This window comes from Flavobacterium franklandianum, from assembly GCF_007097365.1.
GTDB lineage: Bacteria > Bacteroidota > Bacteroidia > Flavobacteriales > Flavobacteriaceae > Flavobacterium > Flavobacterium franklandianum.
On sequence record NZ_VJZR01000005.1, the window covers coordinates 154,765 to 168,947 of the forward strand.

Annotated in this window: 10 protein-coding genes and 1 pseudogene; 8 read left to right on the forward strand and 3 right to left on the reverse strand. The window is 36.1% G+C overall.

The features are described 5' to 3' along the window. Nucleotides 1-34: 34 nt before the first annotated feature. Nucleotides 35-4,615, reverse strand: a complete 4,581-nt coding sequence (gene dnaE / locus FNW17_RS08195; RefSeq protein WP_144071404.1) for a DNA polymerase III subunit alpha — start codon at nt 4,613-4,615, stop codon at nt 35-37. 812 nt (nt 4,616-5,427) lie between these two features. On the opposite strand from dnaE, the gene leuC reads away from it, so the two are divergent. From leuC to leuB, 5 genes are all read left to right on the forward strand, one after another. Continuing rightward, nucleotides 5,428-6,822 (forward strand): 3-isopropylmalate dehydratase large subunit, encoded by a 1,395-nt coding sequence (gene leuC / locus FNW17_RS08200; RefSeq protein ID WP_143389211.1) that lies wholly within the window; start codon nt 5,428-5,430, stop codon nt 6,820-6,822. Between the two features lie 158 nt (nt 6,823-6,980). Further along, on the forward strand, nt 6,981-7,577 hold the full coding sequence (gene leuD, locus FNW17_RS08205; RefSeq protein ID WP_143389210.1) for a 3-isopropylmalate dehydratase small subunit: 597 nt from the start codon (nt 6,981-6,983) through the stop codon (nt 7,575-7,577). A gap of 48 nt (nt 7,578-7,625) precedes the next feature. Next, a complete protein-coding gene (locus FNW17_RS08210) occupies nt 7,626-7,934 on the forward strand; it encodes an antibiotic biosynthesis monooxygenase family protein (RefSeq protein ID WP_143389209.1) in 309 nt (102 codons plus the stop codon). 24 nt (nt 7,935-7,958) lie between these two features. After that, nucleotides 7,959-9,497, forward strand: coding sequence for an alpha-isopropylmalate synthase regulatory domain-containing protein (locus FNW17_RS08215; RefSeq protein ID WP_143389208.1), 1,539 nt, complete (start codon nt 7,959-7,961; stop codon nt 9,495-9,497). Between the two features lie 166 nt (nt 9,498-9,663). Beyond that, complete coding sequence (gene leuB / locus FNW17_RS08220; RefSeq protein ID WP_144071405.1) at nt 9,664-10,725, forward strand: 3-isopropylmalate dehydrogenase; 1,062 nt, start codon at nt 9,664-9,666, stop codon at nt 10,723-10,725. A 129-nt stretch (nt 10,726-10,854) separates the two neighbouring features. Here the strand turns inward: leuB and FNW17_RS08225 are convergent, their stop codons facing one another. Continuing rightward, on the reverse strand, nt 10,855-11,220 hold the full coding sequence (locus FNW17_RS08225) for an RNA recognition motif domain-containing protein (RefSeq protein WP_143389206.1): 366 nt from the start codon (nt 11,218-11,220) through the stop codon (nt 10,855-10,857). A 92-nt stretch (nt 11,221-11,312) separates the two neighbouring features. Further along, complete coding sequence (locus FNW17_RS08230) at nt 11,313-11,819, reverse strand: DUF6252 family protein (RefSeq protein ID WP_144071406.1); 507 nt, start codon at nt 11,817-11,819, stop codon at nt 11,313-11,315. A 254-nt stretch (nt 11,820-12,073) separates the two neighbouring features. Between FNW17_RS08230 and FNW17_RS08235 the strand changes: the two are divergent. The 3 genes and pseudogenes from FNW17_RS08235 to FNW17_RS08245 all read left to right on the forward strand — a co-directional run. Next, nucleotides 12,074-12,622: pseudogene (locus FNW17_RS08235) on the forward strand (30S ribosomal protein S16); the annotation flags it as partial. 162 nt (nt 12,623-12,784) lie between these two features. After that, nucleotides 12,785-13,309, forward strand: coding sequence for a ribosome maturation factor RimM (gene rimM / locus FNW17_RS08240; RefSeq protein ID WP_144071408.1), 525 nt, complete (start codon nt 12,785-12,787; stop codon nt 13,307-13,309). A 54-nt stretch (nt 13,310-13,363) separates the two neighbouring features. Then, the gene (locus FNW17_RS08245) at nt 13,364-14,071 is read left to right on the forward strand and encodes a tRNA1(Val) (adenine(37)-N6)-methyltransferase (RefSeq protein WP_144071409.1); all 708 of its coding nucleotides are present in this window, start codon (nt 13,364-13,366) and stop codon (nt 14,069-14,071) included. Nucleotides 14,072-14,183 lie beyond the last annotated feature (112 nt).

Genomic DNA, 14,183 nt, shown 5'->3' on the forward strand with positions numbered 1-14,183 from the left:
AACTTTAGTAATAATTTGAAATGGGTTAAACCATTTAATTCAATTTAAAATTCACGTTCATTTTCTCCAACTCTACCAATAATTCATTCGAAATCTTAATTTTTAATTTTCGACTTAGCATCGATATTCGTGTGATTATTTTGGTTTCAACTTCTGTTGATTCGGGTATCAAAATAGATTGTTCCATCAACAATTCGTCCTCTGTTGAAAAATCTTCTAAAAAAATCTCTGGTTCTTCTGGAATATCATCTTCAAACAAGGCCATTTCTGGTTTTTCTTTCAATTTTACTATTTCTAGAACTTTTTCGATGGGCTTACTTACTGTTTCTAGCTCTACAACATCAAAAGTAACCGAATTATTCCCTTTATTATCATGAAATACCGCATTCAATTCTGAAATAAATTCCTTACTCAAATCTTTTATATTCAATAAAATACTCAGTTTTTTGGCAAAAATCCCGAGTACATCCTGCAATTGCTTTGCATCAACAAACTGAATTCTTGGATCTGATTTTTTGCCTGTATCTTTATTTACCCAACCTTCTTTGATGAGGATTTTAAAATAAACAAAATTATTCGGAAGCAGGTAGCGATGAAAATTCAAATAATCTTCATTAAAAATTTTAAATTCAAAACTTTCATCATAGCCTTCTAAGTTAAAAATAGCCCATTCCTTGCCGTTTTTTGCGATCCTTCTTTGAACATTACATACAATACCTCCAAAATTTAGATTTTTACCAATGTGCATATCTAAATTCTTAAGTGATTCTAATTTTGAATTACAGAAATACTTCATCTCAAACTTGAAATCATCCAGCGGATGTCCAGAAATATAGATCCCAACGACTTCTTTTTCTTTGGCTAATTTTTCCATCGTACTCCAATCTTCGCAAGGCGGCACAACGGGTTCGGCAATTTGCACATCGCTGCTTTCGCCAAACAAACTCACCTGTGAAGAATTTTCGTTTTCCTGAAACTTGGCACCATAACGAATCGCTTTTTCATAGAACGTAATTCCATCGCCATCATCGTGAAAATATTGTGCTCGAGTTGTCCCACCAAACGAATCAAAACCTCCCGCCAAAGCAAGATTTTCTAATGCTTTTTTATTGGCAGCACGCAAATCAATTCGCTTAGTCAAATCAAAAATCGATTTGTATTTTGTAGTTTTTCTATTTTCGACAATGGTAGCCACAGCTCCGGAACCAACGCCTTTTACCGCTCCCATTCCGAAACGAACGGCGTAATCATCATTTACCGTAAATTTATAAAACGATTCGTTTACATCAGGCCCCAAAACCTTCAACCCCATTCGCTTGCATTCTTCCATAAAAAAGGAAACTTGCTTGATGTCGCTCATATTATTCGACAAAACTGCCGCCATATATTCGGCTGGATAATTGGCTTTCAAATAAGCTGTTTGATACGCAATCCAAGCATAACAAGTAGAATGTGATTTGTTGAACGCATATTCCGCAAAGGCTTCCCAGTCTTTCCATATTTTTTCCAATTTATCCTCGGGATGCCCTTTGGCAGCAGCCTGACTGATAAATTTGGGTTTCATTTTATCCAAAACATCTTTCTGTTTTTTCCCCATTGCTTTACGCAAAACGTCGGCATCTCCTTTGGAAAAATCCGCCAGTTTCTGGGACAAAAGCATTACCTGTTCCTGATAAACCGTAATTCCGTAGGTGTCTTTCAGTAATTCTTCGCAAGCATCAAGGTCATAAATAATTTCCTCCTCGCCATTTTTTCGCTTTACGAAACTCGGGATATACGCAATTGGACCCGGACGATAGAGCGCGTTCATCGCAATCAAATCCGGAAAAACCGTAGGTTTCAATTCCTTCATGTATTTTTGCATTCCGGCACTTTCATATTGGAAAATCCCAACCGTTTCACCACGCTGAAAAAGCTCGTACGTTTTTAAATCATCGATAGGAAATTCATCAGGATTCAGATCGATGTTGCTTCTATATTTTACTAATTTAACGGTATCTTTAATCAAAGTTAGGGTTTTCAAACCCAAGAAATCCATTTTTAACAAACCTGCACTTTCTACGACCGAGTTGTCAAATTGCGTGACATATAAATCCGAATCTTTGGCGGTTGCTACAGGAACAAAATCGGTAATATCGCTTGGCGTAATAATCACTCCACAAGCGTGAATCCCAGTATTTCTAAGGTTTCCTTCCAATACTTTGGCTTGCTGAATGGTTTCTCCACCCAAATCACTTTCCTTGGCAAGACCAATTAATTCTTTTATTTTTTCAAATTCTTCTGGACGAACGGTCTTTTTTATAAGATCTTCTTTTTCATTCAAGAAACGCGCTAAATTCCATTTAGACGGCATCATCCCAGGAATTAATTTGGCAATTTTATCGGCTTCGAATAAAGGCAAATCCAGCACACGAGCCGTATCACGAATCGCCGATTTTGTTGCCATTTTACCATAAGTGATTATCTGAGCTACTTGTTTCTTGCCGTATTTTCGAATCACATAATCCATTACGCTGCTTCGTCCTTCGTCATCAAAATCGATATCAATATCGGGAAGTGAAACCCTATCTGGATTCAAGAATCTTTCGAAAAGCAAATTGTATAAAAGTGGGTCGATATTGGTAATTTTCAAACAATACGCCACAACAGAACCTGCTGCAGAACCCCTACCAGGCCCAACTGAAACTCCCATTTTTCGAGCTTCGGCGATGAAGTCTTGCACAATCAAAAAGTAACCTGGATAACCAGAATTTTCTATAGTCAATAATTCGAAATCCAATCTTTCTTGAATTTCGGGTGTAATTTCCTTGTATCTTAGTTTGGCTCCTTCAAAAGTAAGATGTTTCAAATAGGCATTTTCACCTCGAACTCCACCATCAATAGCATCTTGAGGAACATTAAATTCAACTGGAATTTCGAACTTTGGAAGCAAAACTTCTCGAGCCAAATTGTAAATTTCAATTTTATCAACAATTTCAGAAATATTCGAAATCGCTTCTGGCAAATTGTTGAAGAGTTTTTTCATCTCGTCGCCCGACTTGAAATAATATTCCTGATTTGGTAATCCGTAACGATAACCGCGACCGCGACCTATTGGTGTAGATTGCTTTTCGCCCTCTTTTACACACAATAAAATATCGTGGGCATTGGCATTTTCTTTATCAATATAAAAGGTGTTATTCGTTGCAATCAGTTTGACATCGTGTTTTCTAGCCAAGGAAATTAAGACTTCATTTACCCGATTTTCATCTTCCTGATTATGACGCATTACTTCAATATAGAAATCTTCACCAAATTCTTGTTTCCACCAAAGCAAGGCTTCTTCGGCTTGGTTTTCACCTAAATTCAAAATCTTACTTGGAATTTCCCCATAGAGATTTCCCGACAAAACAATAATGTCTTCTTTGTATTTTTGAATTACTTTTCGATCTATTCTTGGCACATAATAAAACCCTTCAGTGTATCCAATGGAAGACATTTTGGCCAAATTATGATAGCCTTTTTTGGTCTTCGCCAAAAGAACCACTTGATAACCATTGTCTTTAACCGATTTGTTTTTATGATCTTCACAAACAAAAAATTCGCAACCCACAATAGGTTTCATCGAAACTTCTGTTGGTGCTTCCCCTTTTTCAATCGCTTCCTTGTTTTTGGTTTCGACCGCTTTATTATGGTATAAAACATCCCGAACAAAGTGAAAAGCACCCATCAAATTGGCGTGATCGGTCATTGCTACAGCTGGCATTTTCTGCTGCGAAGCTGCTTTAACCAATGCCGCAACGCTAATCGTAGATTGCAAAACCGAAAACTGTGTATGATTATGCAAATGCACAAAATCAGTATCAATTAAACTCTGCTTGTTGTCTGATAGTTCCTTTTTCGAAATGGTCGCCGTTTGTTGACCACCAATTTGTTGACGAATTTTATCAGAAGCTTCCTTTAAATTGATGTGCTGCAGTCCAATAAGTTGGAATGGCTTAGGATTTTTATTTTGGAAATCTTGAAAATAGTCTTGCTCTACTTCAAGATCGCTTTTGGTAAAAACTTCGGTACGAATTAATTCAAAAAAACATCGGGTCGTTGCCTCCACATCGGCAGTGGCATTATGCGCTTCTCCAAAAGGTTTGTTGAAAAGATATTGGTGTAATTCGGTTAGTGTAGGCAGTTTAAATTTTCCGCCACGACCTCCAGGTAATTTCAATAAAGAGGCAGTAACTTCGGTACAGGTATCCAGAATTGGCATCGAACTCATCGGACTTTCTACTCCCAATCTATAAAATTCGCAACCCATAATATTGATGTCAAAACCTAGATTTTGACCCACAATAAATTTGGTTTTCGACAAAGCGACATTAAATTTCTCTAAAACTTCGGCCAAAGGAAATCCTTCGGCTTCGGCCAATTCAGTAGAAATGCCGTGAATTCTCTCAGCGTCATATGGGATGTTGAAGCCTTCTGGTTTAACCAAATAGTCTTGATGTTCGATGACTTTTCCCATATCATCGTGCAATTGCCAAGCGATTTGAATACATCTTGGCCAGTTGTCCGTGTCAGAAATGGGTGCACCCCAACGTTTTGGTAATCCTGTGGTTTCGGTATCGAATATTAAGTACATATCTGAATTTTAATGCTTTATAATTGCCTGAAAATATATTTAGCAATTTTCAAATTTATAATTTTTTAACTGAAAATAGCGTGCAAGTTATCAACAAAAGACATTGTTTTACAAAATGAAAAAGACATATGAATCGTTACTCCATAACTTCAAATTGTCGCTAATTCTATCCCCAACGGATTGAAATCCGTTGCTACAACACAAATCGTTCCTATGGAACTTTTACGAAATAGAGCCATCGGCTCGAAACATATTTCAGGGATGGATTAAAATCCATCCTCGACCAATATTTTCATTTCCAACCTCTAATTTTCAATCCAAAATATAAAAAAAAATCCAAAAATCTATTTCTTGGATGTCGTAGTATTTCATCAAAAAATTCCCGTTTAGAATAGCCTAAATAATTCTGGTTTAACGGTCTGAAAAACTAAATATTTCTTTAACCCGAAAATAAACATAAGACTAAAACTTTGTTAATTATTACTATTTTTATACTTTTTGTTACATTTTTTAGAACTAAACCTTCTACTATACACCAAAATAGAGATAAATTTGCAAATTATTAAAGCTTCGTTTAGTCATAATAAAGCAGCATTAAAAAGAGAATTAAAGTCAAAATTAAAAGACGGTTTCAAACCCAATTACACATATCAGAAGTGGCAATCCTTTGTAAAACGACTTTGGGTATCGTATATAATGTAATAGTATAATTGACACTTTTAATTCTTTTTATAAATTTGCTGCTATTGTTATAATTATGGGCTAATGCCAAAATTGTAAAAAGAGAAATACACTTAAAAAAAATATTAAAAATGAGTAAGACATTATTTGACAAAGTATGGGATGCGCACGTAGTACGTAAAATTGAAGATGGACCAGACGTGTTTTTTATTGACCGTCATTTCATTCACGAAGTTACAAGTCCAGTTGCTTTTTTAGGTTTAAAAGAAAGAGGAATCAAGGTTTTGTATCCAGAACGCACTTTTGCCACTGCCGATCATAACACACCAACAATAAATCAACACTTACCTGTTGCTGACGCATTATCGGCTAATCAATTGAAAGCTTTAGAAGATAACGCAGCAGAATATGGCATTTCGCACTGGGGATTAGGTCACATAAAAAATGGAATTGTACACGTAGTAGGTCCTGAAAACGGAATTACTTTACCAGGCGCAACTATCGTTTGTGGAGATTCTCACACTTCTACTCACGGTGCTTTTGGAGCTATTGCTTTTGGTATTGGAACTTCTGAAGTGGAAATGGTTATGGCTACTCAATGTATTATGCAGCCAAAACCAAAGAAAATGCGTATCAACGTAAACGGAACTTTGAGTAAAGGTGTTGGTCCAAAAGATGTGGCTTTGTATATCATTTCTAAATTGACTACTTCTGGAGGAACTGGATATTTTGCTGAATATGCTGGAAATATTTTTGAAGAAATGTCTATGGAAGGTCGTATGACTGTTTGTAACCTTTCTATCGAAATGGGTGCTCGTGGTGGTATGATTGCTCCGGATCAAAAAACTTTCGATTTCTTGGAAGGAAGATTATTCGCTCCAAAAGGAGAAGCTTGGACAAAAGCAGTGGAATATTGGAAAACGTTGAAAACCGATGCTGATGCCGTTTTCGATACTGAATTAAACATCGATGCTGCCGATATCGAACCAATGATTACTTATGGTACTAATCCTGGAATGGGCATTGGTATATCTCAACATATTCCAAACGCCAACCAAGTAGAAGGTGGCGAGGAAACATACAAAAAATCTTTAGCCTATATGGGCTTCAATGAAGATGACGTAATGATCGGAAAATCAATTGATTACGTTTTCTTAGGAAGTTGTACCAATGGTCGTATTGAAGATTTTAGAGCTTTTACAGAAATTGTAAAAGGAAGAAAAAAAGCAGATAACGTAACAGCTTGGTTAGTTCCAGGTTCTCACGTTGTTGAAGCACAAATCAAAGAAGAAGGTTTATTAGATATTCTTACTGAAGCTGGTTTCGTATTACGTCAGCCAGGTTGTTCAGCTTGTTTGGCAATGAACGACGATAAGGTTCCTGCTGGAAAATATGCAGTAAGTACATCAAACAGAAACTTCGAAGGTCGTCAAGGCCCAGGTTCGAGAACATTGTTAGCTTCTCCAATTATGGCAGCAGCAGCAGCAGTTACTGGAAAATTAACTGACCCAAGAGATTTATTTTAATATTTCAGATTGAAGATTAACGATTTCTGAATTCAGATTTCGTTAATCTTCAAAAAAATATTTTAAAATTCAATTTACATTTTACAAAAAAATATTAACGCTTACTGTTTTATTTTAAATCTAAAATCAGAAATCGTTAATCAAAAATCAAAAATCAAATGGCATACGATAAATTTAATATCCTTACTAGTAGTGCAGTGCCACTACCAATAGAAAACGTAGATACCGATCAAATCATCCCAGCTCGTTTCTTGAAAGCAACAGAGCGTGTTGGATTTGGCGACAATCTTTTCCGTGACTGGAGATACAACGGAGACGAAACTCCAAAAGCAGATTTCGTATTAAACGACAAAACATACAGCGGAAAAATCCTTGTTGGAGGAAAAAATTTCGGTTCAGGTTCTTCAAGAGAGCACGCTGCTTGGGCGGTTTACGATTACGGATTCCGCGCAGTGGTTTCTAGTTTCTTTGCTGATATCTTCAAAGGAAACTGTTTGAACATTGGTGTTTTACCAGTACAAGTTAGTCCTGAGTTTGCCGATACTATTTTTAAAGCTATCGAAGCAGATCCAAATACACAATTGGAAATCAATTTGCCGGAACAAACCATTACTTTATTGGCTACCGGACAAAAAGAATCATTTGATATCTCTGGATACAAAAAAGACAATATGGTTAATGGTTTTGACGATATTGATTATTTGCAAAATATTAAAAAGGAGATTGTGGAATTTGCCGATAAATTGACTTATTAAAAAATTAAGTAGAATAAAACCAAACCTCAAAGGTTTGAATATCAAATTATGATTCTAGAAGTTGCCATTCTATTTGTAAAAAATGGAGAAGAAAAAGATTTTGAAATTGCTAGTCAATTTATAAGTTCAATTCAAGGGTATTTAGGTCATAGTTTAAGAAAGTGCATCGAACAAGAAAATAAATACATTTTACTGGTTGATTGGGAGAAATTGGAAGACCACACCATTGGTTTTAGACAATCCGAACACTATTTAGAATGGAAAAAATTGCTTCACCATTATTATGATCCGTTTCCTGTAGTGGAACATTTTTTAACAATATTGGAAAACAAGAACAACACACAATACTTCATATAAAATTGCTTTAGCATCAAATTTAAAATGGAAAAAAGAAGAATTGAAATAATGGATACGACGCTTCGAGATGGGGAACAAACCTCGGGAGTATCGTTTTCTGCGGCAGAAAAATTAACCATTGCCCAATTGTTGCTCGAAGAATTACATATTGACAGAATAGAAATCGCTTCGGCACGAGTTAGCGAAGGCGAATTTCAAGGTGTAAAAGGTATTATGGCTTGGGCATCAGCAAAAGGATATAACGACCGCATCGAAGTTTTAACCTTTGTTGACGGAGGACTTTCCATTGAATGGATGAAAAAAGCGGGAGCCAAAGTTCAAAACTTATTGACCAAAGGTTCTCTAAATCATTTGACCCATCAATTAAAAAAAACACCCGAACAACATTTTTCCGAAATAGCAAAAGCCATTGCATTAGCCAATGAAAACGGAATTGCAACTAATGTTTATTTAGAAGATTGGAGTAACGGCATGCGTAATTCCCCGGACTATGTTTTTCAATATTTGGATTTTTTGGTAACTCAACCCGTTAAAAGAATATTGTTGCCCGATACTTTAGGCGTTTTAATCCCTTCTGAAACTTTTGAATACATATCGAAAATTAAGTTAAGATATCCAAACATCCATTTTGATTTTCACGCCCATAATGATTACGATTTAAGCGTTGCTAATGTTATGGAAGCTGTAAAAGCAGGCATCAACGGCTTGCACGTTACCGTAAATGGAATGGGCGAACGTGCTGGAAATGCTCCAATCGAAAGTGTTGTTGCGGTTATAAATGATTTTCTGCCAGAAATAAAAATCAATATCAAAGAATCTTCATTGTACTCAGTGAGTAAATTAGTTGAAACTTTTACTGGTTATAGAATTCCAGCCAACAAACCTATTGTGGGTGACAATGTGTTTACTCAAACTGCTGGTATTCATGCTGATGGCGACAACAAAAACAATTTATATTTCAATGATTTACTTCCGGAACGTTTTGGCAGAAAGCGAAAATATGCTTTAGGAAAAACATCTGGAAAAGCTAATATCGAAAAAAATCTTCAGGAATTAGGATTGCAACTCAATCAGGAAGATTTGAAATTGGTTACCCAAAGAATCATCGAATTAGGAGACAAAAAAGAAACGGTTACCAAAGAAGATTTGCCATATATCATTTCCGATGTTTTGGACAGTCAAACCTATGAAGACAAAATCGTTATTGAATCCTATGTATTAGTTCACTCCAAAGGAATGCGACCATCAACAACGCTTTGTTTGAAAATTGATGGTGAAATTATTGAAGAAAACGCACAAGGAGATGGACAGTTTGATGCCTTTATGAATGCTTTGACCAAAATATATAAAAGTAAAAAGATGTCATTGCCAAAACTGATTGATTATGCCGTTCGAATTCCTCCTGGAAGTAGTTCGGATGCGCTTTGCGAAACGATTATCACTTGGACCAACGGCATAAAAGAATTCAAAACCAGAGGATTAGATTCAGATCAAACTGTGGCTGCTATCAAAGCAACTCAAAAAATGCTGAATATAGAATCCCCCCAACCCCCGAAGAGTTAGTAACTAAAGGACATTTAAAGACCTTTCGTTTCCGATAATGATTTATGGGAATTTTCAAATCATTTTTTATTTGAAGGTAAAAATTTAAAAATAAACAATAAACACTATCCAATCCAGTCTCCCCCTCTTTCAGAGGGGGTTGGGGGGAGGAAAAATACAAACCATTATGAAATTTAACATTGCCCTTTTAGCCGGAGACGGAATCGGACCAGAAGTAATCAATGAAGCTGTAAAAGTTTCGGATGCTATTGCCAAAAAATTCAATCACGAAATCACTTGGACACCTGCATTGACAGGAGCTTGCGCCATTGATGCCGTAGGAGTTCCTTATCCAGATGAAACACACGAAATTTGCATGAAAGCCGATGCGGTTCTTTTTGGAGCCATCGGACATCCAAAATATGATAATGATCCAAGCGCACCAGTTAGACCAGAGCAAGGATTATTGTTGATGCGTAAAAAATTGGGCTTGTTTGCTAATGTTAGACCAACCTTTACTTTCCCGTCTTTGATTGACAATTCGCCTTTAAAAAGAGAGCGTATCGAAGGAACAGATTTAGTTTTCCTGAGAGAATTAACAGGGGGAATTTATTTTGGTGAAAAAGGAAGAAAAGACGGTGGAGAAACGGCGTACGACACTTGTACTTACACCAGAGTTGAAGTTCAACGTTTGGCGAAAAAAGGATTCGAATTGGCCATGACACGGTCTAAAAAATTGTGTTGCGTGGACAAAGCCAACGTTTTGGAAACATCTCGTTTGTGGAGAGAAACCGTTCAAGCTATGGAAAAAGAGTATCCAGAAGTGACCGTTTCTTACGAATTTGTTGATGCTGTTGCGATGCGTTTGGTTCAATGGCCAAATTCTTATGACGTATTAATTACGGAAAACTTATTTGGCGATATTTTGACGGATGAAGCATCTGTAATTTCAGGTTCAATGGGATTAATGCCATCAGCCTCTGTGGGAGAACACACTTCATTATATGAGCCAATCCACGGATCTTATCCACAAGCTACCGGATTGAATATCGCTAATCCATTGGCAACTGTATTATCAGCAGCGATGATGTTTGAAGATGCTTTCGGATTAAAAGAAGAAGCAGAAGCGATTAGAACTGTAGTCAACAAATCATTAGAACAAGGAATTGTTACCGAAGATTTAGTTGCAAAAGGAGCCAAAGCGTATTCAACTAGCGAAGTTGGAGATTGGTTGGTTGCCAATCTTTAGTTTATTTTGTTTCAAGTTTCAGGTTGCGCAACTTGAAACTTGAAACAAAAAAAACTTGAAACAAATTACCCTAAACAAAAAAGGTGTCAATTTACATTGACACCTTTTTTTATATGATTGAAAAAAATATTAATATCTTCCTCTGTCTCCACCTCCACGGTTTTCTCCACCACGGCTGTTTCCACCACCACCATAACCTCCGCGTGATTCTCCACCACGACTGTTGTTATTAAAACTTCTTCTTTCGCCTTCTGGTTTTGGCTCAGACTTATTCACTACGATAGCACGACCTTGAACAGTCGCTCCGTTTAACTCATCAATTGCTTTTTGAGCTTCTTCATCACTTGGCATTTCAACAAAACCGAATCCTTTACTTCTTCCAGTAAATTTATCAGTAATAATTTTTACAGAATCAACTGCACCGTAAGCCTCGAAAGACTCTCTTAAATCTGCTTCCTCAATACTGAACGGAAGGCTTCCAACAAAAATATTCATATGTACTTATTTAGTATAATTGCGACAAATGTAATATTATTTTTTTTCTAATCTACTACACATTAGCTTAATTGTGATTTTTTTATTAAAAATCAAGGAGTTACTGTGGAAGTTGTATTGATTGAATCCAAAGCTCCAACAGGTATTTTATAAAAGTGTCCGTATTGAAAATTCAAAATTGGTCCAGCCAATGGATTATTATAAATATTCTCTGCATTAAATTTAAAGGTTCCAGTTACCGTATTATTTACAGCATCAAATTCTTCAATTACTATTTCTCCATTCCCTATTTCAATTCCTGTCGAAAAAGTGATTGTACCATTGGCATCCTTTAAAACATAAGTAGCCATTTTTGAAGTACTAGTGCCAAGAGGATATGTTTGAGCAGTCGTAGAAGTAGTTTTTAAAGTTACGATTTCGTTTCTTGTGTAGGCTTCAATTATTAATGAACCTCCAGAACCAAGTGAAGCTTTAGCATCAACAGCTCTCCAAAACACGTTATCCTTCTGACCTTCAAAGGCAGGATTATTGAACTTCACCTCAGTAGAACATGAAATAAAAGCGAAGAACAGAAATAAATACAGAAACTGTTTTTTCATTCGAAGATACTATTTGGTTTTTATTTGAAAATGGAATTCGCTATGCTCATTTCATAAGTTGTGGCATTGACCTCCACAAAAGTATATTATTTTGATTTAAAAAAGAAAACAGAATTGGAAATTCATATAGAAAATCGACATAATACAGTGTCAATCATTAAAATACAAATGGAATTAGTATTTATTGATAAAAAGTGTATCTTTGCATCCTTAATTAATCGAGGTCGAGTACCTCAAAATTTAATCATTAGATTATGTCAGTAAAAATTAGATTACAAAGACACGGTAAAAAACAAAAACCTTTTTACTGGGTTGTAGCAGCAGATGCTCGCTCAAAAAGAGATGGTAAATACCTAGAAAAAATTGGTACTTACAATCCAAACACAAACCCTGCAACTATCGAATTGAACTTGGATAGCGCAGTAAAATGGTTGCACAATGGTGCTCAACCAACTGATACCGCAAAAGCAATTCTTTCTTACAAAGGTGCTTTATTGAAACACCATCTTGATGGAGGTATTCGTAAAGGAGCTTTGACTCAAGAACAAGCTGATGCAAAATTAGCTGCTTGGTTAGAAGCAAAATCAGGAAAAGTTGATGCTAAAAAAGAAGGTTTGACAAAAGCGCAAGCTGCAGATAAAGCCAAAGCTTTCAAAGCGGAACAAGATGTAAATGCAAAACGTTTAGCTACTGCTGCACAAGCCGAAGCTGATGCTATTGCTGCTGCAACTCCTGCTGTTGAAGAAGAAGCTGCTGAAGTGGAAGCTGCTGCTGAAGAAGTTGTAGTTGAAGAAACTCCTGCTACTGAAGTTGAAACTGCTAATGAAGTTGAAACAGTTATTGAAGAAGTAATTGTGACTGAAGAAGCTACTCCTGTTGCTGAAGTTGAAACTGCTACTGAAGAAGTTACAGAAGAAGCTCCTGCTACTGAAAAAACACCAGAAGCATAATTTTAGAAGGCGAAAATGCGTAAAGAAGATTGTTTCTATTTAGGCAAAATCGCCAAAAAATTTAGTTTCAAAGGGGAAGTCCTTGCCTATTTAGACACGGACGAACCTGAGTTATACGAAAACTTGGAATCAGTGTTTGTTGAATGCAACAAACACTTGGTTCCTTTTTTTATTGAAACTAGCTCACTACATAAAAATGACTTTCTTAGAATTCGTTTTGAAGATGTAAACACCGAAGAAGAAGCTGATACTTTACTCGGAAATGATTTGTATCTTCCTTTGCAACTATTACCTAAACTTACGGGTAATAAATTCTATTTCCACGAAGTAATTGGTTTTGAAGTCGAAGACAAACGTTTGGGGTATGTTGGAGAAATTCAATCTATCAACGATACCACAGCTCAACCGCTTTTTGAAGTTCTCAAAGGAGATACTGAAATTCTGATTCCAATGATTGACCATTTCTTGGTTAAAATTGACCGAGAAAACAAAAAAATTATAATGGATTTGCCAGAAGGCTTGATTGAAATGTACCTTTAAAAGATTTCAGATGGCAGATTTCAGATGGCAGATTTTTTCCGTAAAAGCAGTTTAATGTTCCAATTCAAACAATTTTGTATTGAACAAGATCGAACGGCAATGAAAATTGGCACCGATGGCGTTTTGCTTGGCGCTTGGACTCCTATTGAAAATAATCCTTACAGCATTTTAGACATTGGAACCGGAACCGGAATCATTGCTTTGATGTTGGCACAAAGAAGTACCGCAGAACAAATCGATGCTTTAGAAATTGAAGAAGATGCTTACGAACAAGCCACGGACAATTTCGAAAATTCCCCTTGGAACGACCGATTGTTTTGTTTTCACGCTGGCTTGGACGAATTTGTCGAAGAACCCGAAGACGAGTACGATTTAATTGTTTCCAATCCGCCTTTTTATAGCGAAGATTACAAATCCGATAATGAACAAAGAGATTTGGCGCGTTTTCAAGACGCTATGCCTTTTGAGGATTTGATTGAAGCCGCAGCTTTATTACTTTCTGAAAACGGAATCTTCTCCGTTATTATTCCTTTCAAAGAAGAAGAGAATTTCTTGGCTCTGGCCAATGAATATGAATTATATCCAATAAAAATTACCCGCGTAAAAGGAACACCAATTACCGAAATCAAACGAAGTTTATTGGCTTTTGGCAGAAATAAAAAGCTTAACTTAACTATTGATGAGCTAATCATCGAAACTGCAAGACATATTTATACTCCAGAATACATCGTATTGACGAAAGATTTTTATTTGAAGATGTAATTATTGTTTTTAGTTTTAAAATAAGGATGTGGCTTTCAGTAAAATAAATCTTGGGGTTACAACCACACTGCTTTCATAAATAAAATTCTTGGTTGATGGAGTTGAATCTTTA

Coding starts and splice junctions, on each gene's coding strand:
- dnaE (WP_144071404.1), bottom strand. CDS start 4,615: ATGTACTTAATATTCGATACCGAAACCACAGGATTACCAAAACGTTGG.
- leuC (WP_143389211.1), top strand. CDS start 5,428: ATGAGTAAGACATTATTTGACAAAGTATGGGATGCGCACGTAGTACGT.
- leuD (WP_143389210.1), top strand. CDS start 6,981: ATGGCATACGATAAATTTAATATCCTTACTAGTAGTGCAGTGCCACTA.
- FNW17_RS08210 (WP_143389209.1), top strand. CDS start 7,626: ATGATTCTAGAAGTTGCCATTCTATTTGTAAAAAATGGAGAAGAAAAA.
- FNW17_RS08215 (WP_143389208.1), top strand. CDS start 7,959: ATGGAAAAAAGAAGAATTGAAATAATGGATACGACGCTTCGAGATGGG.
- leuB (WP_144071405.1), top strand. CDS start 9,664: ATGAAATTTAACATTGCCCTTTTAGCCGGAGACGGAATCGGACCAGAA.
- FNW17_RS08225 (WP_143389206.1), bottom strand. CDS start 11,220: ATGAATATTTTTGTTGGAAGCCTTCCGTTCAGTATTGAGGAAGCAGAT.
- FNW17_RS08230 (WP_144071406.1), bottom strand. CDS start 11,819: ATGAAAAAACAGTTTCTGTATTTATTTCTGTTCTTCGCTTTTATTTCA.
- rimM (WP_144071408.1), top strand. CDS start 12,785: ATGCGTAAAGAAGATTGTTTCTATTTAGGCAAAATCGCCAAAAAATTT.
- FNW17_RS08245 (WP_144071409.1), top strand. CDS start 13,364: ATGTTCCAATTCAAACAATTTTGTATTGAACAAGATCGAACGGCAATG.